Below are 25429 nucleotides of genomic sequence, written 5' to 3'. Positions count from 1 at the left end.
CATGAAGCTCCAAATCCGCAGGGACGGCCTGGGCCGAATTACATCCATATGGAAACGCACGGGGAATTCCCCGGAACTCCTGCAGCAAATCAGCTATACCCGGGACGGCTGCATGGAATCCGATCTGTTCCACAGCCGCAGGAATCCCCTCCACCCTAGTGGGGGAAACATCTACAGCTATACTCCGGGCAGAAAGCTGAGCTCCAGCGTAGGCGCCGACGGCGGCCTCAGCATCTACAGCTACGACCCATCCGGGAAGCTCACATCCGCCCTCACCCCTCAGCCCGGAGGATCATCGCAGAACACCCGGGCTCCCGAACTCGTCTGGGCCGGTCCGGATCCTGACCAACGGCAAACTCTCGGCAAACTTTGGGACGCCCGAAACCTTCCTTCGCGCTTTTCACCCTATCAGCAACTGGAAAAGCAAAATCTCACACCCGAAGCAACGAACATTCAGGAAGATACCTTTGGCCGCCTCGTTCAATGGGAAACCGAGGGGAGGCGGTATCGGGCCTCATATAACCGGTTCTCCCGGCTGGAACAACTGGATGTACGCAATTCTCTCGCTGAGACCACCATTGCCTATGAATACGACGCAATGAACCGCCTTCGGCTCAGGCGGGAACTATACCGCAGGGTCTCCCCGGACCGGGAAAGCAGGCCCTTGGAAGATGAAACACTCCGGCTGACCCGCTTCGCCTACATGGGCACAAGCAGCCGGGTTCTCGCAAGCGCCCACTACAGCAGTGAACGTACATATCTGCAGGGACCGGCAATCGATCAGGACGGAGACTCAGGCGACGGCTCATTCCCGGAGGTTCCCGAGCATCCCCCGGGAGAAGGCTACCGCAGCAGTTCGCCCCGGTCGCCTTCTTCAACCTCCCATGATGATCCTGGCATGGCCGGATCGGAGGAAAACCTTCTCACACCCCGGGCAATCTGCATGTATCACTGGGTGGACGGAAAAATTACCGCACTCAGCGTTGCCCGCACCCGCAGGCCGGGAACCGACCCCAGCGACCCGAAAGAAGGCAGCTACAACCAGACGGATGATCGTTTCAGGGCTTCCGGCCCCCATTCCCGGGAACCGTCCCCCGGGGCTACACAATCGTTGAGTCATTATTACCTGCCGGACAGCATGAATGGCAGCAAACCGGCCATCGTGGACTTACAGAACCTCAGCGCCGGCATGATACACTATGAAGTGTACGGAAAACCCCATTACCCCGACAGCCAAACCCCCGGCAATCCTCTTCGGGAACTCAGCAGTCTGGGCATCTGCGTGCCCGGCTTCGCAGGCAAATGCTACAACCCGTACTCGGGGCTCATCAACTTCGGCTACCGCTTCTACATGCCCTCCGCCGGACGCTTTCTCACCCCCGATCCCCTGCGGACCGGCTACAGCTGGACCGCCTACTGCGACGACGACCCGGTAAATTTTACAGATAGTTTGGGGCTGCAGAAAAGCGGATTCATTCACTATGATGTGGATGAAGAAAGGTTTTGGGGATTCACCTGTGACGATGAAGAAGACAATTTGGATGATGTAAATTTTTTCGATGTGTACACCACGAATAACTTGCGGGATAGAGAGTATCCTACCGAAACAGGAGATCTTACAGACGACCCGGTAACAACCATTTTAGAAAGCAAGGAAAATGGAAATGCGTATTATCCGGAACACTTCCCCAGGGGGGGCTTCAATGTAGAAAAAGTTATTGAAACAAGTGATCTGAAATATGGCCCTTATTTTATCTCCACCGATGCAACAGCTGAAGTTGAAACCTATCAATATGATGTCGCTCTTGAAGCGTGGACTCCCCGGGTGGATGAAAGTGGAAACCTGCTCACCGAAACCGATTCGGGCTATGGCTTTCATGCCGGGGGTGATATTGAAAACTTTAACGATCCTAATAATCCGGACGCTACTACCAAGGGCTGTGGAAGGCATTCAACCAGCGATAACATTATGCTGGCAATGTTATTCAAGGAAGTATTAGATGACGGAGGTACCGTAGAAGGATGCGCAAAATAAGGCTATTACTCGCAGCACTGCTGATGATGTTTGCATGCAGCAGCGAAATTTTTTCCCAGAATACCATTGTTGCCCGCTTTCGGGACGCCCAGCAAAATTACCGGGAAGTGGAAAACATCCGTTTCTTTACCTTCCGTTTTAACGATGAAGGAAGACTCGTGGAATACCGGATCGAGGATCAGCTGGGGAACCGGCAGAGAAAGCCCAGGAGAATTGTTTCATTCCAGGATCAGGACAATCACATTCTTTATACCAGATTGGAATATAGTCAGGATGAACTGACAAATGAGAAACAGTGGGTTATACGAAGAAGGCAAGACGGTTATGAAATAATCCAGTCAGCAGATCCCGGGGGGACACCGGATCTGTTTTACACTCGGACCGGGGAAAAGAATTTCACACAAATATATAAGGGCATGGAAATTTATTCGATCGATTTTTCTAGGGATCATTTAAGTGCACAACCCATTTCTAATACCAACGCAGCCATTATTCGTTTTATCTATGAGAGAGAAAAACTGGATCGTGTAATGTACGATGAAAGGAAATATGCAGAGGTGGATTACCAGGAAGATTACATTCATATAATCAGCCCATCCCTGGATATGGGGGATCGAAACATGTACATCTACATCGGCGACGACTACGTTCCCCCTGCCGACAATATGATCCGGGCTTTCAATGAATTTCTTATGCCAGGAGAGTATAGAGGATTCTTCTTGCCGTTTCTGGTGGGGTATTTTTAAGCGGGGTATCTTACGCTTTGTGCAGACGGGGTCGTTTTCTGTGGGTAATCAGGGTATTATTACGGCATGAGACAACGCAAGGTATTTCTGCTGTCCGGCTTGGTGGTTGTGATCCTTCTGCTGCCTGTGGCGCTAGCAGCACAGCAAAAGATGGTGCCCCTTTCTTCCGATTTATACCACAGAATAGATCGCGGGTTCATTTTGCAGGGACTGGCGCCTCCTTTTAATGCCAGGCCCTGGTCAATGGATGAGTTCAGGTTCTATTTTGAGCAGATTAATGCAGACATTCCCGAGGAATTGGTTCCCCAAAGCGACTACCGGGAACCGGGCTTGGAGCTGGCGTTCCTACCGTCCCTGCAGCTGGAGATATATGGAAAGACCAACCGGGAAGGTGAAGAGAAATACGATATTCCCTGGGTGTACGGATTCGGACAACGTGCCCCGGTGCTCGAGCTGGGGCTGGATGTTTTCATCCGGGATTCCGCCTATCTTGGCGGGGATGTGGAACTCCGACAGGAATATTTCGCCGCCGATACTCCGGGAAATATCTCCAACCTGAACAAAGATTTCGGCTATTATGATGTACAGTTCCCCTTCACCGCCTATGCTTCCCTGGGAGGTCCGAACTGGACGTTTTTGGTGGGGCGGAATGATTTGCTGTTGGGACCAGGGCGGTATGAACAGCTGATTGTTTCAGATTCTCCCCACTGGCTGGATCAGATGAGAATTTCGGGCTGGTGGAAGAATTTCAAATACAGCATGGCGATTATCCATGTACAGCCGTATATGACCGCAAGTGAGCGGCAGACTGTAGCTGATTTCACCACCTCCGACGGGGATCCATCGGATATTTTTCCTTCCAAGTATGTTATTTTCCACCGTTTCGACATGAAGTTTTTTCAGCGCTGGAATTTTGCTATTACCGAGGGACTGAGCTGGGGTGGTCGGCCGCTGGATATTCGATTTCTGAATCCCGTTGGAATTATGCACAATTATTATGAGTGGGATTACGCTGCAAGCATGCTCAGCGTCGATACGCAACTGGTTCCGTTTCAGGGAGTTATGCTTTATGGCCAGTTTATGTTTAATTCCATTCAGTCGCCCTATGAGAAACAACGTTACACCGATGCCGCCATTCCGTCGGCAATGGGGTGGATGGGGGGAGTCCAATTCGCTCCCCCTAAACCCGTTTTTCGAGGGGATATGAGTATTGGGATTGAATATTTCCACAGCGACCCATGGCTCTATATCCGCGAGCACAGCCTGAACTCCTTTTTCTGGAGAAGGAAAGCTCTGAGCAACCTGGAGGGTGGAAATCCTCTGATTTCCACGCCCCTGGGGCTGAGTTGGGGGCCCGACAGTAATGTATACACGCTGTGGACAGACTGGCAGAACATGGGAAATGTGGATCGCTTGGACCTGGATCTTAGCTACAGCTTTGTTCAGGACGGCGAGCAGGAGCTGTTAACCCCCTACGATACCGGGGAAGAGGCAGTTACCCTCCGAACCCCTTCCGGCACGGCGGAGCTGTGGAATATTGTGACCATCCGTCCGGCGTATCAGCTGCCGGGAAGATCCTGGGGCGTCCTGTCCTTTTGGCTGAATACTGATATAGTATGGTTGAATAATGCCCGTCATGAAGCCGGACGTAACGAGTTCGATATGCAGTTCACCCTGGGCGCAGCTTGGAGCGTAAAATGATATTGTACAAGACTCACCCGATAATCAGACCTTTCCCTGCCATGGCACTGATATTGCTGCTACTGGCATCTCCGGGGTTTTCCCAACAGAATACACTGGATACACAGGATATAGCCGCAGGTATTCATGATGTATCCCTGGCGGACGTCCACTCGCCCATTTATAGCGATCTGTTGTATTGGCAGGAAGCGGGATTAATTCAGGGTCTGCCAATTTTACGGCCCTATGGATATGAGCAGGTTATAAGTGCGCTGAAACAACTTATAGCCCATCCCGCAGCAGAAAAAAGTGAGATTTCCAAAGCGAGGCTGTATCTTCAGAAGCTCGACCGCAAGGATGCCCAGTACTCGTTTGCATTCAGCCCTGAGATCCGGACTTCATCCGGATTTGACGGCCGGGGCGTATATGTGAACGCGCCTCCATCGCTGGGCTTTATCTGGAATATTCAGGATTCACCCCGGGGAGAAACCTGGAGCGAGCTCCACTATCGGGCCCATATGCTGGATTCGGAAAACACCGATGCACTGCCTTCGGGAATGAGGGAACGGAATGATTATATTCCCGACTGGTCGGACATCGACCTGTTGGGCAGAAATATCAGCATCCGCCAATTTGTATACAGCCTGCTGGATGTGAGCCGCACAAGCCCGGACGGCAGTGCTGTAACAAATTTCCGTGTAGGAACCCACAGGAGCAGCGCAGGTCCGTTCCACGATGACGGAATATTAATATCAGCTGATGCAGCCGCCGCAGGACATTTTGCATTCAACTACAGTAAGGAGCTTGGATCCAGCGGCAACAACAACTTCACAGCGAACATGAACTATGCCTCCCAATTAAGCGTTCTTTCCGCCACCGACGATGTGGGAGAAGGCCGCTACGGCGGAAAGTACCTGATGTTTCATATGCTGAGAGTTCAACCGGCACCATGGCTCAGCCTGGGAATTATCGAGTCGGTGGTCTGGGGAGAACGGCTGGAATTGTTTTACCTGATTCCCCTCTCAAGTTACTTTCTCAACCAGGGTCTCACCGGATTCGGTGATAACTCACTTTTGGGGGTGGAAGCCATATTCCGCCCGGGATCTTCTGTGACTATTCCTTTGCAGATTTATGCCGACGACGTCCATTTTAACGATATTATGCGTTTCAATTTCAACACCAAATACAAGTTTGCAGCCCAATCCGGCATCAGCTGGACGCCTCTGAACCCCTGGCTGCGCAGGCTTTCATTTGATTACACCGCAGTAATGCCCTACATGTACACCCACTGGGACGAACGGACTCAGGTGTTCGACAACAGCAGAGGGGGAACTGCAAACTACAGCAACTACACCCACCGGGGTGAAAATATCGGTCCCGGGCTGGACCCGAACAGTGACCGCTGGAGAATCGACTGGGACGCAGCACCGGTCTCAGGGCTCGGACCCCTGCTTCCCGGACTTGAACTGCAGCTGAGCAGCGGCATCCGTTACATACGGCATGGTAATGCAAGCCAGGGAATTATCGAAGGAGCCACGGGAGATATTTTCGACCCGGGCTATGACGGCAGGACCCCCACCTTTCAGGCACCATACCCGGAAGAAGATCTCAACGGCCAACCCTACACCCGCTTTCTCACCCAGGATGTTATTGAGCATACGCTGCAGGGGGAAATCCATGGAAATTTAGTTCTCAGACCCGCAACCGGAGCATCTTCGGGCTATCGCGGGCCCGCGCTGAAGCTGGGACTGGGCTACACCATGGAACGAATCTGGAATGCTGAGCTGGAAGAAGGCAGAGACGGCTGGAATCATTATTTTCAGCTGAGTCTGAATGTTTCTCTTCCATGAAAACACAGCGGGAGCACAAATTTATGAAAAACATCGCCGTTAACAAGCGCTTAATTATTTCTCTTTTGATACTCGCCGGCCTGGGCATTGCAGTCCTGGGTCTCAGTTTTGTATTGAGTTCTTCAAATTTCCGGATCGGGCTGGAAGGTCTGCCTGCACAGTTTAATCCGGTCCTTGAGAATGCGTCTGAATCGGTGGTGGGCAACCAAATTATATTGAATAATCGACGCGCCACCCTCTTCCTCACCGCCACCCCTCCGGCAGTCATCCCCGCAGCCCCCTTGAATGCCCCTCCGGGAGAGCATCTGTTCGCCGCACTGGATCCGTTGCTGTGGATACATAACGAGAACCTTCTTCCCGTTGAGCCGGGGGAGCGCGCTATTGAAGATATTGCCCTGGAAGACATTGCCCTTGAAGAAATAGCCGAAGTTCTGGCTCCCTTCCGTTCAGCCGACGAAAGGTTTTACCCCATTGCCGTGCCCGGGGATTATCCGGAACTGTTTCTGCCGGTGCTGATCATGCTCAGCGAAGCCCTCCAGGGTTTCGTGGATGAAGATGTGTTTGCGTCCTGGGACGCGCTGATGGCGAACCCCCGAAGCTGGCGCGATTCGGGATACTTTGACCGTGCATACGAGCTGCTGGATGAATGGGCGAACCGGGGCATTATTTCCCCCCAGTGGTGGGACATGGATGAACCGGCGTACCGGGACGCCGCCCTGGAAGGCCGGGCGGGCCTGTTCCCCCATTTTCTCAGCTGGAAGAGGCAGGCGCCGGCGGAGGAGCGCTTCTACTGGAAGATTATCCCGGCCATTTCCGGTGCGGGTGTACGCAATGTTCGGCCGGTTATCCGTGCAGCCATCTGGAGCAATACCGCCGCCTCCCAGCTGAACGGCAGGGACAGCGACAGCGGCGCAGCCACAAATAGAAGATCCGAATCAGCCGCAGCAACCAGCTCGTCGTCCTCCATCGCCGGGCTGCTGGAAAAACTTCCCCAGCGTCACAGAGACACGGCCGCCAGGCTTATCAGGGCGGTTCAGGGCAGGGCTTCCCGGGAGCGCATCATTACCCTCACCGGCTGGACTCCCGCCATTCTCGGCGGAACTGTGATTAATAAAGAAGACCGGGACGCCAGAACATTGCTGGCGTCCGCGGATTCATGGATTATCGTACGCTGATTATTCTGCCGGAGAAGTTTGGATTATCTCCCCCGGCGTTCTGCTCTTTTTTCTGATCTTTTTCTGATCCCATTCTGCTGGACTTCATGGAGATCCTACTGCTCATCCAGCCAGGTTCCGAATTCCAGGTATGTCCCCAGATACCCGAGGTACGGTCTTCCTGATGTATCAAAATCCAGGTTCACATGCTTGAAGGAAAGGTTTCCCCCCTGGGGCGGTGTGAGGGCCGGCATATTCATATATTCCCAATTACCCGTTGTAAAACCGTTGCCATCCACGCCTGGCAGTACATTTCCTGCAGAAATCGGATTTTTTGCGTAGGCAAGCTTGATGGAATCTCGGCCACCGGACTCTGAGCTGTTGTAATAGGCGATGTACGGATATACATCTCCCGCATCCTCCTGAATTTTTATCTGAGACCAGGTACCCACAGAGAAGGCCGCATCAACGGTAACTTCATACAGTGTTGGGCTGTCGTAGGCGTCTATATACATATAGTTCAGATCGGAGTTCCCTGAATCGTAGGATGAAATATGGATTCCATCGTTACTGTCCACGGCAATCGAGACATCGGTTCCCACATACTCGGGGAAGGTGATTGAAGAATCCACCCAGGTTACACCCGCCGTTGGTGCGGAACCGTCCACCGGAGCATTTGAATAGCGCATTTGCAATCTTCCCACCGTCTGATCGTAGTACACCACCACCACACGGGAGTCTGAAGTGACTGCAAAGTCAAAATGGCTGGAAGCGTTTTGTGCCGCAGTAAGGCGTCCACTGGTATTTCGGTCTCCCAGGTTGGTGTACTGACCATACCCTCCGCCGGTGGATGATGTTCCTCCGTTGTACATCTGGTTGCCCAATCCCGCATTACTTCCAATCCTGAAATTGCGGAAGATCAGTTCCCTGTTGGTGGTGTTGTCATCGAAGTACATCATGTACACCTGTGCGTTGCCGGTAACCGAATTGCCGGTGGCGATCAGTTTGGGATATTTGAAGCGGCCAAGCATGAGACCTTCCCCGAAGGTTGTGGGCTCAAGGGAAATGGCATTGTTATTTCCATCCTGTACATTATTTCCTCCGTAGCCGACGTATTCTACACCGTCACCCCAGCCCTCTCCGTTTCCGTAGAGTTCGGCATAACGGTCGTACAGCACTGCCATTCGGGCGCCCTCATAGTTATATACCGATGCATGATAGAATCGGCCGGCTTCATCCTGTGCCATGGCCATCTGATCCCACACGAGACCTTTCACCAGATATTCTGTAGTTATTTCTGCCGCTGTCGCACCGTTGAACTTCGCCCTTTGGGGCATGGCATTTTGATAGCGGTATGAACCGGCCCCGGTTCCCGGTGCAAGTCCGGCGGCAGCATTGGGCCCTCCCGAAAGATCCAGATAGGAGAACACCGGATCGTCCCCGTCCATAATCATGTCCGGGAAGTAGCCGTTTTTCACCCCGGTATTCTGTACGGTGAAAAAGCGGATATATCGGTCGTCATCCAGCATGGTGTTCAACCGCACATACTGGTCCGGTTCCATGTTGTATGCCTCCCCTTCCGGATCAAGGGCGTCGTTGTTGTTGATATTATTAATGCTCCGGATGCCGTTGGTGAATACTTCCACGTATCCCGAACCTGAAGCACTGTTGCTGAGACTGAACGAAGTGAAATCGGGGGCTACAGAGTTAAAGGCCAGACCATATCCGTCCGCTTCACCTGCTGCGCCGGCAGCTTCTGCACTGTTTACAATGCGAACCGAACTTGGATCTATATTGAATCCTTCAACATAGATAAAGTTGGGATCCGAGCCGGTAAGGATTGAGTATAATCCATGGGAGGATCGAATATTCTGATCCTTCAGGCCGCCGGTTATCCGGGATGGAGTGGTAATTGCAGTTATGTATGGAACCACATCCACCTTAATTCTGTTGATATCTCCAGCCAGGGAATCCCCGTTCGCTGGATTGGTTCCGGGTAAGGCGGCAGATACATTTCCCCCTGCGGGACCGAAGTCCACGGTATCCGCATATATACGGACATTCTGCCGTGCTCTTGCGCTCACCGCCGAGCTGTCCCATTCAAACCTCCACTCAACCTCATGTCCTGACTCAACGCTGAGATCCTGACTGTCGATCACCAAGTTTCCCAGAGGATTTGCCAGGGATACGAGAGAACCGGAACTGAATTCCGCTACAGCTTCCTGTTCGCCGGCATCCACGCTGCCGTTTCCGTTCAGGTCAATCCAGATAACGATTTCCTGTATGCGCTGGTCGTCCAGGCTTTTTCCCCGGAGACTAATTTGACCGCTCACATCCGCATCGTTTCCAAATATATTATTCACTTTGTTGAACCCACCGTCGCTGTTGTTCACCGGGCTTTGCTGCCAGGGCTCAATATGTCCCAGAGCGTTACCAAGACCATCGCTGAGAATGTCGGCTGCTGTGAGGCGGTACAGCGTTGTTTCCGGCGGCGTTTCATCCACATTGTCGATGGTCAGCCCCAGGGTCACCGTTGCGCTCAGTTCATCTGTGGAGTCAGCATCATCGCTGGTGGTGCTGTCGTACACGGTTATCTCCAGCTGCTGGTCGTTGTCGCTGCTGCTTTCGGTGAAAGCGCTGGTGTCAATTTCCACCGTACCGTCGGTGAGCGTACCGTTCTGCTCGGTGCCGCTATACACCATGGAGTAGCGCAGCGTACCGTTTCCTCCGCTGGTGTTCACGCCGATATAGAGCAGATCGTTGCGGGCGGTGAAGTTGGAGCTGGTGTATCCGCTGGAAATGCTCGTACTCCGCTCTCCCGGCTCAACCGTACCGCTGGCGTCAAGGTCGGTGCCCAGATCCAGGGAGGTGATCGACGGTTTATTGTTGGCGATGAACGCCGACTGGCTGGCCTGGGAGAAATTTCCGGCGAAGTCCACTGCTCTGGTGTAGAGGGTTACTGCGCCGTCGCTGAGCGCAGTGGAGTCCATGAGGGCCGACCACTGGTAGGTTCCCGCACTCAATGCCAGCCGTTCGTCGAAGCCGTCACCGTCCCCGGATGGAAGTCCGTCGGCTCCCACCGCACCGCTTTCCAGTTCGTTATCAATAACGATCCGGTAATTATCGAAAGATCCGTTATCAAGATCGTAGACGTCTGCCGCTGTGAAGCTGGATGTGGTGCCACTGCCGTTTTTCAGCTGTATGAGATCGCCGTTTCTGTCGGTAAGATACAATACCACCCGGTCGATTCCTGCGACCGTGCCCGTATCCCGCACCGTACCCTGCAGTTCCGCAGCCGTACCGATAATTTCTGAGTCTCCGGTAATGGAGAGATCCGATGGATCAATATTATCCACGCTGAAGCTGATGAGATTCTGATTGGTAAAGGGACTTGGACTTGTGGTGTCTTCCGCAGTCACCTTCACACTCATGGAACCCGCGCCGTTGTTGTACAGTCCCGCAGCTTCGGTATCGATAGGAACGCTGATCCGGTAGCTTCCCGGAAAGGCCGGATCGTAGTCGGGATCGCCGGTTCCAAGAAGTTCAACACCAATACCATCTGCTGCCGCAGCAGGGGTTTCCAGTCCGGTGGTGTTGGCCGCTCCCACGGGCAGAAGTCCGCCGGGGTTATCGAAGATGACCGTATTGTCCAGCAGGGGACCTTCATTGGAATAGATAATCCGGTCAATATCTGTTTCATCCCGAACCAGACCGCTGAGCAGGTAGGTTCCGCTCACCGTATCTCCGCTTACCAGAGTCATATCTGCAAACTGGGGAAAGTCCTTGTTGAAGGTAATGCTGATCTCTTCTTCCGCACCGTAAATTCCGTCCCCGGGGTTCTGTTTGTAGTCTTTGGCCCGGACGCGTATGCCGATGGTCCTGGTGCTCCCCACGCTGGGGTCAAACTCACTGTTTTCATTCAAGTTGATATTCCAGCTGTCGGTTCCGTTCACCTCGTACCAGTTCACCCCGGCGGATGTTTCATCCAGGGTGCCTTCGCTCCAGCTATCGTTGGTGTAGTCGCCGTCGTTGTCCCCGTCGATGGCAATCTGGACCTTCTCCACAAACTGACTGTCGAATGCCGAGCCGAACACCCGTACGAAACCGCCCACCGTTGCCCCGTCATCGGGGGAGAGAATGGTTACTTCCGGCCGGTCCCGCTTGGGGTCGATCTGAAGGGTGTAGCTGGTGAGATAATTCACATTTCCGTTACCGGAAAGTCCCGCACTGTCTTCTGCGCGGACATACACGCTGAAGTTCCAGAGATCGGTCCAAGTTTCCCCGGCATCTTCCACGCCATCGCCGTCAAGGTCGCCGGTGTTCACCGCGAAGGTGCTGTTGGCGTAATCGTTAATGTTCTGGAATGAGTAGGACCAGGAGGTGGTTCCTCCGGTATCGATCCAGGTGCTGGCTTCCAGAGTAGAGGCGTTGGTGGGGTCGATCTGTTTCCCCAGCCCGATGGAGACATTGTCCACCCCTGCGCCGCCGGAGTTGTCCGCAGTGGTTCCCCCGATTGTCAGTGGTCCGAACACCGCTGAACCGTCGGCGGGGCTGGTTATGCTGATAGACGGAGCGCTTTTGTCCACGGTAAATGCCCGGGATGCGATCCGGGTATTGCCCACAGCGTCGGTGGCCTGTATGTACACGGTGTGTGCACCGTCTGCCAACGCCCCCTGGGCTACGCTGAAGCTCCAATTGTCATAGGGGGTTGAAATGAGGGTTGTGCCCGAGGACATATCGCTGTCGTCAAATTTATACTCAAGAGATACGATTCCCGATTCGTCGCCGCTGGTTCCGGCGAAATCGAAACTGTCGTTGGATGACCAGATGGTGCCGTTGGTCGGTCCGGTGATCGCAGCATCCGGCAATTCTGTATCCAGACTGAAATCAATGCGTCCCGTGTCGGTTCTGGAATAGTCCGTGGCCGAATAATCGGCTCCGTTGTTATCAACCGTATCCACCGACCGGACTCTGATCCCGCGTACGCCGTTTTCCGTATCTCCCAGGGTTATTTCCCAGTCAACGGATTCGGCTCCGTATCCTGCACCGGTGAGGGTCACCGTCTGGCTTGTTACGCTGTCGTCCACGGCATAGCTGTCAATGAGAATCTGAGATACTCCGTCATCATCGCTTACCGTTCCGGAAATTACCGGGCTGGTAATGCTGGATGATCCGTCGAAGGCAATCCCGTCGATACTGATATTCGGAGCGTCGCTGGTCTGGTCTATGGTGAAGGTAAGATCGTCGGTGCCTGAAGTAGCGTACTCGTTACCCGCCTGATCCCGGGCGATCACTCTGAGCCTCAGCTCGTACTCTCCGCCCCCAAGATCCAGGGCATAATTCAACAGACTTGCGTTTCTGGTATCCAAATTGCTTAAAGTCCACAGAGCTGTTCCGCTCACCGTACCGGTGGGCAGGGCCTCTTCGGCGCCGCCGTTGTTCACGTCCACAACCACAACATCAAGGCTTTGCACCCCGTATGCGTCGTTGCTGTTTCCATTTATGCTGATAATATTGTTCTGATCCGCGCTGCCGAAATCTGTTGTAAATTCCGCACTTGGAGCAGTGGTGTCCACATATACCTGACGGCTGTCTTCCCGGGTGTTTCCCCCCATGTCCTGGGTTCGAAGAATTACCTGATACAGACCGTCTCCCCCTGAGGTATCCACGGTATAATCGAAATCCCTGCTGTTATCCCCGGATGCACCGGTCAGATTTGTGGAGGTGAATGCCTGAATCTCCACATTATCCCTGAGAACCCGAATATCAACGCTATCCACACCGTTGCTGTCGTCCGCGGTGCCGTTTACGGTGAAATCGTCGCTGTGATAGCTGAAGTTAGCCGGGGTAAGGCCGCTGAGTGTGGGCGCACCGGTGTCCTGGGTGAAGGTTCTTGAGAACACATCGGAGTTCACAGGAGTTCCATTGTTGTCTTCGGCCCTGAGCTCGATGGCCTTGGGTCCGTCTGTTCCGCTGCTGAACGAGAAGCTGAAGGATCGGTCGGTAACCGAGCCGCTGGTGCTGATGTTGGTCCAGCTGCCCCAGGTTCCCCCTCCGTCGCTTGAGAAGCGGTATTGAACCGAATCGGCGTTCACTCCCACTCCGTCATCGTCGCTCACCGTACCGCTCACATTAATGGTCTGGCTGTTGATGGTTGCTCCCGCTCCGGGAGAACTTACCTCAATCTGGGGTTTGTCGCTGTCCTGATACACCCGGAGAGTTTGAGTTGAGCTGTTGCTGTTGCCGTTTCGGTCTGTTGCCCGAAGGGTCATTTCCAGATCATTGCCGTCGGCAATGGAGCTGCTGTCGATTCCGTTGATATCGAATGTGGAGCCCAGGGTGAGAGCCGTCCAGCTGCCGCCCCCATCCAGAGAATATTCAAGGCTGCTCAGGTTGCCTACGCCGGCATTCTCGGTGATACTTCCGGAGAAATCCATTTCACCGTTGGCATAGATTCTTCCTGCCTGGGGTGCCGGGTCGCCGTCGAAGCTATCGATGTATGGATCGGGATTATTGAAACTGATGGCAGGAGCAACACGGTCCAGGTTCACGTCTTTCTCCACCACTGCGGTTTTTCCCGCAGCGTCATATACGGTGAAACGGTAGGTATACATGTCGTCACTGTCGCCGCCGTCGATGGTTCTGGTATAGCTCCAGTCGCCGGTACCCGAATCGTAGGAGGCGGTTCCTGCGGCACTGTAGCTTCCCGCACCGATTTTCTCATCCACTTCCACCCGGTCCACGGCGTTGCTGTCCGCCGCGTCTCCGGTAATGGTGAAGCTGGAGTTCCGATAGATGGTGTTTACCCCGCCATCTATGCTTAAGGTAGGGGCATTTTGGTCAATGCCGAAATTATGGGTGGTCATTGCGGACTGGTTGCCGGAGTTATCCACGGCAATTACAAAGAGACTGCGCTCCCCTTCCCCGCTTAAGGAAATGGTGGCATTCCAGCTTGTGGTGCCGCTTGCTTCAAGCCAGCCGGCATCACTCAGGTCTGTGGTGGGACTGCTGCCCCTGGGGCCCACCCGGTAATACACCGAGTCTATGCCCGCCGCACCGTTATCTGTTGCGCTTCCCTGCACCGCGTAGCTGGCTCCGGAGAGCCACTGATCCGCAACCGGATCGCTCACCCCTGGAGCATTCGGCGCAGTACTATCCACAACAATTTCTTTCTGCACCGAATTCTGCCGCCCCACGCTGTCGGTGAGGGTAATTACGTACACGTAGGAGCCCTCGCCGGCGGAAATATCCGTGTCCACCGACCAGGTTCGCGAACTGTCACCGTCGGCCCCGTTGAGAACCCCGGTTGCTGCGAAAATATCTGCTGCGGGACCGCCGTCCTTGGACTGGGCTACCTCGACCGAGCTCACCCCGTTGGTGTCGTTGGCCGTACCGCTAATGCTAAAGTCAGTCGCCTTGTAGAGAATTACATCGCCCCAGTCGGCTCCTCCGTCTTCTTCCAGGTTGGAGACAAAAGGTGCAGACTGATCCACTACGAAAATCTGTTCAACGGCCGGGGCAAGATTCCCCGCCTTATCCCGTGCGCGAACCCAGGCGCTATGAGATCCTTCCGCCAGTCCGGTGTCTGCGCCGGCCCCGTCAATATCAAGATCCACAGAAAAATTCCAGGAAGAAGGCGAACCGGAAACCGCCGACCACGTGCCGTCTGTTCCGTCTGTGCTGTCCAGGGAGTATTCCACGCCTCCGGAACCCAGTTCCCCAAGACCGCTGCCGCTGTCGCCGGCGCTTCCCAGAAGGCTCACCACATTCCCGGAAACATAATCTCCCGGATCGTCAAAGCTCAAAGATTCGGGGGCTGTTTCATCTATGACGACGGTTCGTTCCAGAACCGTCTGCCGTCCGGCCACATCTTCTGCACTCAATGTGTAGACCCACACTCCGTCATCGGTTCCGTCGCCGGGAAGAGTAACCGGATGGCTGTATGCACCGGCACTCATGGTACTGAATATTTCACCCTGGTCCGCACCGTCTTTCTCGGCCCGTATTGCCAGGGAGGCAAAGGCGTTAGTATCGCTTGCCGAACCGCTCAAGGAAAAGTCCCCGTTGGTTTCCGCCGGAGCTCCGCTTTCGCTCAAGACAGGATCGGCCGTATCGTAGAAGAAGTTGATTTCCGCCAGGCTGGGGTCGTTAAGACCGTCAGATGCCCGAAGCCAGAGAGTCTTGGCTCCCTGTCCGCCTGAAGAGAAATCCACGTCAGCCACAGTCCAGTTGAGTCCGCCGGTGGCAATGTTCGTCCAGGTTCCGTCCGCCCCGTCGCTGCTGTCCAAAGAATATTCCAGGCTGTCCACGCCGGAGCCGCCGTTGTCGGTAATCTGGCCGCGAATGTCATAGTCGATAATCTCAACATATTCACCGTCCACCGGATTGGTGACCACCAGTTCGGGACTGAGGGTATCTATGGTGAACTGCCGGGTTTCGCTGTTGGTTTTGGTGGGGCCGGTGGTGAAGTCGTCAGCCTGGACTTCCATGCTGTAATCGCCGTCATCGCCGTTTCCGGCCCGGTCCACCGGCATTTCATACTGCCAGGTAACCACATCGTCCCCGTAACTGCCGCTGACGATTTCTAGCCCGCCGGCTCCCGCACTAACTTGCGCACTGTCTATATACAGCCGGACTTCTTCAATTCCGTTGGGGTCGGAGGCGGTTCCGCTTATTACCAGTTCATAGTTGCCGTCTGTATCGGTATCCGTCCCGTTGCTCACCGCTGCTGCAAGCGGGGAGTTGATAATAATGCTGGGAGGACCGAAGTCCAAAGTAAATGGAATCCAGGCGCTGCTTTGACCGAGGGTTCCGTTAATATCTTCTGCGCGAATCTGGAAGCTGTGAACTCCCTGGGGAAGATTTTCAAGGGTGTGGGACCAGGTTACTTCTCCGCCGTCAACATCCGGCTGATTGCTCACATTTACCCAGTCTTCGCTTTCATTGGTATCCAGAATATCACCGTCGGAGGTAATATCTTCACCGTCCAGGGGAGCACCGTCATTATACACATCGATACGAATTTGAACCGTGGAGGCGGCCACCGCATCGTCATCATTTACTTTCCCGAAGATACTGGCTCCGTTACCTAAAATATTGTCTGCAGCAGTTCCGCCGGATTGGATATTCGAATAGCTAATCACCGGCAGGTCGGAGCTTTGGTCCACCCGTATGTGGCGAACCGATGAAGCTGAATCGCTCACATTTCCCGCTGCATCCACAACGAAAAAGCGGAGCGTGTAATCCCCGTCGCCGTCAGGAAAAAGGGCCGGATCGGTGGTGTCTATTCCGGTGCGGGTCCAGTTGGCAAGTCCCGAAGGTGTTAACCAGCTTCCGTCAAAACTTGCAGGCGCAGGCTGTACAGCCTGTATGCCGCTCTCAATTTTACCATATACGGCCTTCAGAGGATTCAGTCCGTCATCGGCTATACCGCTGACGCTGATAATTCCGTTCACCGCATCCTCAGGCTGGCTGTACTCGTTAGGATAGGTGAGACTCATGGTGGGCTGCACGGTGTCTCCCACAAAGCTGTAGGTGCTCTGGCCCCATCCGCCGTCCACACCGGCACGGATCTTGAATGACTGGGATCCATCCGCCAGGGTAAAGTCGGTACCTGCGGTAAGGCTTGTTTCATAACTGCCGCTTACTTCGTTGCCGGCTGTCCGGTAGTCAGATGCGGGGTCCAGCTGAATGGCATCGCTCCAATCATCGTCACCGGGAGTTACATCAATTTCTATGCGGCCTGAGTTCAGGTTGGTAACGTCAAACTGGAAATCCAGGGTCTGATCCACGCCCACATACTTTCCCTGCTGGGGAGACTGAATTACCAGACCCGGAACCCCTTCGGGTACGCTGAAGCGCACCGGCTGGCTGGTGGAGGTTTCTCCGTTAATGTCCGTTGCCCGCAGCTGAATATAGTAGTCGTTCCCGCTGGGCAGATCCGCTTCGTAACTCCAGTTGCTTCCTTCTAGGGTCAAAGCCGAACTTTCCATGAATCCGCCGGCATCATCGTAATCCACGTAGCTGCTGTACTCAAATATTGTAACTTCAGCGGCTGCCACCGGTCCGTCATCGTCCTCCACAAATCCGTTGAAGCGCTGGGGCGAAGCAAAAGGGTTGCTGCCTGTCTCGGAAGGACTGTAAAACCCGAATTGGGGCATGTCCGAGTCGGGGTTCACGTTGAGCATCAGATGATCCGCCGGCTCTGCGTCGTGTCGGAGACTTGCCAGACTCACATTCAAGGTACCGGGAAGGGGATCGCCGCCGTACTCGTAGGCGTTAATGTCCTCAATATTGGGCAGGTCGCTGGCATCGTCCGCATTGGTTCTAATGTCGGCAAAATGGTAAAACCATGGGTTATAGTTGCCCGAGTTATCGTATGCCCGGACTATGAGGTAATATTCGCCGTTCAATCCGCCATTCAAAGAAGATGCATCGAAGCTGTAGTACCAGCTGGAGGTTCCGGTGGCTTTCACATCGGTGAAAACGGGTGTATCATCCGAGCGGTCGTAGAGGGAGAGGAGAACCTCTTTGACCCGGGTGGTATCTGCGGCTTCACCTTTCACGGTGACTACATTATTAAACTCGGCATCGCTGCCGTAGAGATCGGGGGTGGTGATAAGGACTGTGGGAGGATTGTTGTCCACGGTGAGAAGAAGGTTGATACCCGCTTTTTTGCCGGAAGCATCGGTAACATTGAGCTGATAATCCACGTCCCCGTCGTTCAGCGAGCCGCTGTCGATCTCTACCGACCAGGTATCGCCGTCTATGGAGGCATTGAAGGAACTGCTGCCGTCGGAAACGGTAACCGACTCAACTCGGAAGTCATCCTCCACAGTTCCCGAGAGGGTAAAACTTCCCCCCACGTAATCACCGTTACTGTGGCTTTCCACGGTGATCTTGGGCGGGTCGATATCAACCTCATCGCCCAAACCGGGCTTTAATAGATCACAGGTACTTAATCCCAGCAGCGCAAGGGCGGTTGCCGCGATAGTGACTGCCCGTCGAATCCTTTGCAGGGTGGGTGAATGGTTTTTTCTTCCTCTCATATTTTTCAATCCTCTCTATACTGCCTCGGGGGATTCTTTCGGCCATACAGCCGGAAAGCGTCCACCGCACCGGCGGTACCGGTGTCCCTAGAACAGGTTTATTCGCATGCCAAATGCCAGGCGGTATTTAATCCCCCCCTGAATATCAGATGAAATAAACCAGAACTGGTTTTCCACATACGCCGCATAGGCGTTCATTGCATTCCATTGCTCAATTTCTACTTTCAAAACCTCAAGCTGCACGATTACCGCGCCAAGAACCAGACCGTCTTCTTCACCGCCTCCGCTTGAAGCGGAGGAATCCATGGTGAAATACTGGAAAGCCGACCCCACCGCCAGACTGCTGGAGAGAAATTCCCAGTCCGGACCGAACAGAAAGCCGTAGGGCAGACTGGCCACATTGGCCAGCAGCTTGAGCCCCAGCACATTCCCGTTGAACCTGCCTTCGGGGGCCTGACCTCCCAGAACCTGGAGCTTGACATTGTTGTCGAAGAAGGTGAGACCCAGCCCGGTTTCCCAGTAGGTGGCGCCCAGCACATGAAGGTCCAGATACAGCCCCTGAATGAACTGGGGCACTTCATAGCTGTTCTTGCTCCTGGGCCGCAGGGTGAGGCGTACATCTTTCAGACCGTTTTCATCCGAGGCGGTGCCGCTTACCTCAAGTTCCTCATTCACTGCGATATTTTCCTCGGGAGTAATAATGCTCACCCTGGGGAGGGTGTCATCCACCCGGGTAAAAATCCGGCTTACCGCGGTTTCCCCTGATGCAAAGCGGGAGCGAACCATAATACTCAAGGGTCCGTCGTTCAGATCCTGGGTTTCCAGCCGGAACTTCCACTCTTCCCTGGGCCGCATGGAGGTGAAACTGCTCCCGTTGTCCAGGGAATATTCAAGACTCACCAGCTCATATTGCTTCTCAATCGCTCTCAGTTCCCGGCGGCTTAAGCCGGTTGAATCCTGGCCTTCTCCAGTCCGGCCGTCATCGGTCCGGCTAAGCTGCCCGGCGCTCAGGCCTTCCCGGTAATACCCGGTGCGCCCGCTGATCCAGGGACGCTGACTGGCAAAGTCCCCGGTACTCAATGAATCGATGCTCACCCAGGGACCTTCGGCGGAGTAATCGATTCTGCTTTGGGGGAAACCGCCCGAATCAGTCCCTTCGCCCCCGCCTGCATTACCGCCTGCAGTGCCGTCCGCAGGAACGTCTGAGCCGGCGGCTGCATCGGGCAGAATTGCGAACAGGTGGGATCCGTCCGATATTTCCCCCGGCTCAAAGCTCCGGCTGAAGTATCCGTTGTCATCGGTGCTGAGAACATCAAAAGATGAACCGTCCATGGTCAAAAGCACCTGAGCGGGAATTTCCCCGTCCACAGGAAATGCCCGACCTTCCAGGGTGAACCCCCCGGCCACACTGCTACCGTCGAAGGGGTGAAGAAGCGACAGGCGGCCTTCATTTTCCGGCAGCACCCGGATAATATCCCGGGAAACCATGCTCTCGTTTTCCGCATCATCCCGGGCGAAAATGCTCAGATTATAGAGTCCCGGTTCAAGTCCGGAAATATCGATCTGTTCAAGTACAACCCGGCGGGGTGCAAATTCGCCGCTGAGCATAGTCTCACGTCCGCCGGACTGTCCCGATTCCCCCTCACCGCCGGGGGCCGCAGTGGACTCCAGCGGGGTAATCCGGTAGCTGATATCCGCAACCGCAAGTTCATCGCTCACCCTCAGCTGTACGGGCAGACTTCGTTCAACCTCACTGCCCTCCCGGGGAAGGGATAGCTCCATGGCCGGGGGAGTGTTGTCCAGGGTGATAATGCTTGAAGAGACAGATTCCACACCGTAGGCGTCCACCGCTTTGATAAGCATGAGGTAACTGCGGTCCACCAAAATGCTGCTGTCCAGATCGTAGCTCCAGGTTTCTCCTCCCCGGGTCTTCTGGAAGCTATTGCCCCCGTCCAGGGATATCCATACGCTGTCTATGCCGTTGGCATCAGAAGCGCTGCCTTCAAGGCTCACCATAGAGCCGTTGGTGCTGCCCAACTCCGGAGAAAGCAGCTGGGCCCGGGGTTTTTCCCTGCTCACCCGAAAGGGAGTTGAAAGCACATCGCTTTCCACCCCGTAAATATCAACCGCGATCACATCCAGCACATGCTCGTTATCTTCCAATTCGTCAAAAGGGATGAGGATTTCAAAACTGTTGGCACCTTCTACCGTATCCGCCCGGCGGTAATCCCCGTCGTCCAGTCGGTATCGGATGGAATCCACGCCGTCGTCATCGATAACCGTTCCACTAAACAGCGCATCAGTTTGGAACAGGGCATCGGTTTCGGGAAACTCCATGCTGATCTTCGGTTTGTCCGAAGCGGGGTCAAAATTCAGGCTTACGTCCACCCTGCGGGTATTCCCCGCACTGTCGCTAAGCTCCAGGAAGAGCTGGTCTGGCATTTCCCCGTAGGGAGAGAGGTCCAGAAGATGATCCAGCACACCGTGTTCGCTTTGTTTCTCTTCAACCTGCAGTTCCGTCCCGCTCGCGGTTTCCTGGCTTTCACCTGCTGTTTCTTCCGCGCCATCTGCTGATTCTCCAGTTTCGCCGGTTTCCGACGTTTCAGCCAATTCGGCGGCAGGGGAAGACAAGGCGAAGCGCCCGCTCAAACCATGGCTGAACTCATCGCGGGTAAGGAAAAAGAGGGAATTTCGCCCGTTCACCACCTCGTCAGCGGGAAGAATCTGCTCAATCTCAGGGCCCCGGGTATCGAAGGTGAGAAGTCGGCGAACCTCAGTGCTGTTTCCCGAGGCATCCTGGGCGCGGACGATGAGCTCCAGCACAGCGTCGTCGGCACCTGCACGCTTCATCTCTTCCTCGGTCACTACATAGGAAAATGCTGTGGGTTCTCCGGCTCGGCCGTTCGCTTCACCGGTTCGGCTGTTCGCTTCTCCGGTCCCGCCGTTCGCTTCACCGGCCCGGCCTTCCTCCTGTGAAGGATCGCCGGACAGCTGTCTGAACTCGCCGCCGTTCAGGCTGTAGCTCAATACGGGCCCTGCACCCGGCGCTTCTTCGGCACTATCGTTATTTCCGGCGTTATCTCCGGCATTATTTCCGGCGTTATCTCCGGCATCATTATCAACAACCGAACCGCTGATCAGCAGTTCATTCAGGTTTTCCCCCTCCAGGGGAGTGTCCAGGGTCAACTCCGGGGCCTGGGTGTCGAAACTCACCCCTTGTATTGTCCGGGCGAAGGCTTCTGCGTCTTCCGTTTCTATGGCAAGTTCAAGCTGATCCCATCGCAACATGTCGCCGGGGTTCAGCTCCACAATCCAGGAACTTCCTGCCCGGCCAATCCGGGTTTCCGGGAGCGCCGCCTCATCACGAGTTCCATTATTGGCTCCCGCCGCGGCCTCGGAAGCGGCACGCACCACAGCTTCCACCGGGGGCCGGCCGTTGAACAGGTACGAATAGTCTCCGTTGCGCTCTTCAAGGGGATACCAGCCTTCCCGGTCATCAACCAGGCGCTCATCATTCGATTCTGTAAGGTGAAAATCCAGGGAAGAGGATATCTCCCGGCCGAACTCATCCACAAGATGGACTTTTACTTGCCGTCGTCCGGCACGCAGGCGGGGTTCCCTGTTCGTCAGAGGAATGGAGAAGGCATAGCCGCCTTCATCCATGCTTTGAAGGTTCAAGGAGATCTCATCACCCTCATCCAAAACATAGAAAGCCCTGTCTATATCTCCCTCATACCCAATGCTTCCGCTTACTGATGCGTTTTCCGGTCCGCTTTCTGGATTGGAATAGCGGGGGATGAATTCCAGCTGCTCATGATTAAACCTGAGCACAGGTGACTCGGGGGCGATGGTGAAATTCAGGGTGGCCGATATGCTGCGCTCCCTGCCCTCTTCATCACCCTCACGAAATTCCGTATAGGGAAGTTCGGCTTTCAGCTGATGCTTTCCCGACCCGGGTGAGGGGATTTCCCCAATTGCAGCCGGTCCCGCTGCAATGCTTCGGGGTTCTCCGCCGTTTAATGTGATGCGGATTTCACTGCCGTACTCATTTCTGCCATTCTCATTACCGACTGACTCAGTTCCGGACTCAATTCCGCCGGAAGCGACGGCAATCGGCAGAAGCAAGCGCTCAGCTTGCCCATGCAGGTCTTCAGGAAGAAGTGCGTCAACTGAGGAAGAGGCGGGCACAAGCAGGCGCATGGAAACGCCGTCTTCTTCACCGTCTTCTTCATTGGCCCCTCCGCCTGAAACCAACACAGAGCGGGATGCCACCCGGCCGGCGGCATCTTCGGCGTAGACGGTTACCATGCTGCCGGGGTACACAATGAGTGAATCGGGAACGGTAAAGCGGAAGCTTCCGTCTCCGTCAAACCGGATTGGATTTTCAGCGTCGTTTTCTGCATCTTCAGAATCGGCAGACACATACCACAGACGCCGGATTTCCGTATCGTCCCGGACTGATCCGCTTATCGCCTCTCCGGAGCGGGCCGTCTCTTCCAGGCTGATACTTGGAGCCTCCCGATCCGATACGATAAGCGGCAGCTGCCGGCTGTACTCTCCGCCCCGATCAGTGGTTATACTCACCACGCCGGATTCGAGAATCCCCGAACCCCGGGTGGAAATACTCAGGCGATTTCCACTTGCCTGGAGACGGAAGGCGGAACGTTCAGGGCTCAACTCGGCGGAAGCAATATCCTGACCGAAAAAGCCCAGTTCTAACTGTTCCCCCTCACTCAAAATCACACTGTTTCCGCGTAACGTCCGGGGCAGTTGGAGAGACGGTTCACCCCGGTATTGGGTGAGATTTTCGATCCACAGGGGGAAAATATCTTCTGAAACCGCCCCCGACTCATCAATTGAGCGGATTTTCACCGGTACAAAGCCATAGGACAGGGGGTTTTCCCGGGTATCTTCCAGGGGAATTTGGAATTTCCAGCTTGTGCCCCTAGCTTCCCCGTCGCTCTCAAGCTCTTCAAGCTTCAGCTCCACATCTTCCCGTCCGGGAATGCTTGCCACGGCCCGTCCCTTCCCGCTGTGAAAGGTCACCCTTCCCTCAAGAAGCGCGTACTCGTCGCTGGCAAAACCGATTCCCGGCTCATAGGCCAGCTCCCGGGAAGGAGATTCAGAATCGCCGTCGTCCTGCCGGGGCAGCACCTTCTCCATTTCCACATCGGGCTTTCGGGCTTCAAGCAGGAAGGAGAAAGCCTGCTCCTCATTCTGCAGACCGTAGATGTCCTCGGCTCTTATGCGAAGCTCATGCTCACCCGGTGAAAGTCCGGAGATATCAATATGAAAGCTCCGGGTAGTATCGAGCCTGGTCTCTTCACCCCGGTTCAGACTGTAGACAACCGCCCCAGGGGAATCATCGTCAAGAACCCAGCCGCTGATCTGTTCGCCCGCTTTGTAGGAGGGCAGCCTGTCTTCACCCCGCCCGTCTTCGCCCAGCCCGTCTTCCGCCGCCTGATCTGCTTGCCCCAAAGCTCCGGCGAAACGGATGCCCGGCCGGTCGGCCTCCACATCCAGCTTCTTGCGGTAGCGGATATTGGTTTTATTTCCTGCGGGGTCGGTGAGGGTAAACTCCAGATCCAGGTCTTCGGCGCCGCTGAGCTCAACCGGCGCTTCCCAATAGGGGTTGCCGGGCTCCATCTCAATTTCAACGGGTTCTTCACCCCGATACGCCCAGCTGAGACTCTCAATGCCGTTATCGTCCCGGGCCAGGCCCAGTACGCTGAAACGACCGTTGGCCTGGAGGTCTTCAGCGGGATACACAACATTCAGCTGAGGAGGAGTGTTGTCTACAAAGAGAAGCAGGGAGGCCCGGGAACGGGAACCCTGGCTGTCTTCTGCCCGGAATACCAGTACCCGGGGACCGTCTTCCAACTCCCGGGTATCCACATCAACTGAAAAACTGCGCTCCGGCAAACCGTCTCTGCCCTTCAGCCGGATTTCGCGCCATTGCTCGCCGCTGCGCTGCTGCATGGACCCAATACCGTTAAAATCGCTCACGGTTCCGCTGATCTTCAGCCGGCCGCTCACCAGAGCGCCGTTCTCGTGACTCTCTATGCGTATGTCGGGAATATTCCTGTCCAGAACAAAAGATACAGATGTTTCCGGCCCGGTAAGTCCGTTTACATCGGTGGCTCTGCTCACCACCGTATACGGACCGTCTTCCAGCTCCGATACGTCCACCGATGCGGACCAGAACTCCTTGCCCTCAGCTTCCCGAAACCCCGCAGCGTCAGCGGCCTGTGCATCTTTACCGGGAACTATGAGATACGACACGGAAGAAACCCCGTCATCGTCCACCGCAGAACCCAAAACGGAAAAATTCCCCGCAACCCGTTCGTTCAATGCGGGATAGGTCACCGATGAATGGGGCAGGTCCGATTCAGGATCCACTCTGATATCCACCGGAGGGGCTTCTAGAATATTGCCAGCAGCATCTTCGGCGGTAACCAGAAGGTTGTAGCGTCCGGGGTCCAGACCGCTCAAATCCAGCTGCTTGCGCCACTGGAGAAGTCCGTCGACCTCCCTGGGAGTATTCAGCAATGCTCCGGCTTCAGTTGCGATCTCGGAAGCTTCGGCGGTTCCAGCCGTTTCCTGGGCAACCAGCCCCGCTGTCATACAAAAGAGAAAAATATACCATGTCAGAACGGTCTTAAATGCCTTCACTGCAATCACCCCACAATCAGCCTTACGAGTCGCACAAAATAATAGAAGTTTACTTTTTTACATAGATGCTGAGGGCGGAGCACCGAACCCCATGCCGGCGTTTTGTCCGCATATCCCCGATTGTTAGTATCGGGTTAAAGTATACCAATGTATAGTGAGAATACCTCTAGGTTTATGGTCTATTTAGAGTTTTTGGACGCTAAATTTCACAGAGGGTATGCTGATTGGATACGCTATGCATTTT

Annotated in this window: 7 protein-coding genes; 5 read left to right on the top strand and 2 right to left on the bottom strand. The window is 54.8% G+C overall.

Going from position 1 to position 25429, the window contains the following annotated elements; all coding sequences use genetic code 11:
- From AC52PS_RS07605 to AC52PS_RS07585, 5 genes are all read left to right on the top strand, one after another.
- A partial coding sequence (locus tag AC52PS_RS07605) for an RHS repeat-associated core domain-containing protein (protein ID WP_495562453.1) occupies nucleotides 1-2035 on the top strand: 2035 nt, incomplete at its 5' end.
- Nucleotides 2023-2781 carry a hypothetical protein gene (locus tag AC52PS_RS07600; protein WP_495562452.1) on the top strand — a complete coding sequence of 253 codons (759 nt, stop codon included), beginning with the start codon at nucleotides 2023-2025 and terminating at the stop codon, nucleotides 2779-2781. The genes AC52PS_RS07605 and AC52PS_RS07600, both read left to right, overlap by 13 nt.
- 66 nt (nucleotides 2782-2847) lie before the next feature.
- Entirely contained in the window at nucleotides 2848-4482 is a 1635-nt protein-coding gene (locus tag AC52PS_RS07595; protein WP_495562451.1) for a hypothetical protein, read from the top strand.
- 41 nt (nucleotides 4483-4523) lie between these two features.
- On the top strand, nucleotides 4524-6311 hold the full coding sequence (locus tag AC52PS_RS07590) for a hypothetical protein (protein WP_495562450.1): 1788 nt from the start codon (nucleotides 4524-4526) through the stop codon (nucleotides 6309-6311).
- Between the two features lie 23 nt (nucleotides 6312-6334).
- Nucleotides 6335-7486 carry a hypothetical protein gene (locus tag AC52PS_RS07585; protein WP_495562449.1) on the top strand — a complete coding sequence of 384 codons (1152 nt, stop codon included), beginning with the start codon at nucleotides 6335-6337 and terminating at the stop codon, nucleotides 7484-7486.
- Between the two features lie 95 nt (nucleotides 7487-7581).
- Here the strand turns inward: AC52PS_RS07585 and AC52PS_RS07580 are convergent, their stop codons facing one another.
- Entirely contained in the window at nucleotides 7582-18513 is a 10932-nt protein-coding gene (locus AC52PS_RS07580) for a beta strand repeat-containing protein (RefSeq protein ID WP_495562448.1), read from the bottom strand.
- Nucleotides 18514-18600: 87 nt separating this feature from the next.
- Nucleotides 18601-25137 (bottom strand): Ig-like domain-containing protein, encoded by a 6537-nt coding sequence (locus AC52PS_RS07575; protein WP_495562447.1) that lies wholly within the window; start codon nucleotides 25135-25137, stop codon nucleotides 18601-18603.
- Nucleotides 25138-25429: the final 292 nt, after the last annotated feature.

The organism is Salinispira sp. (genome assembly GCF_059431795.1).
This window is presented reverse-complemented; position numbering and strand designations above follow the sequence as displayed.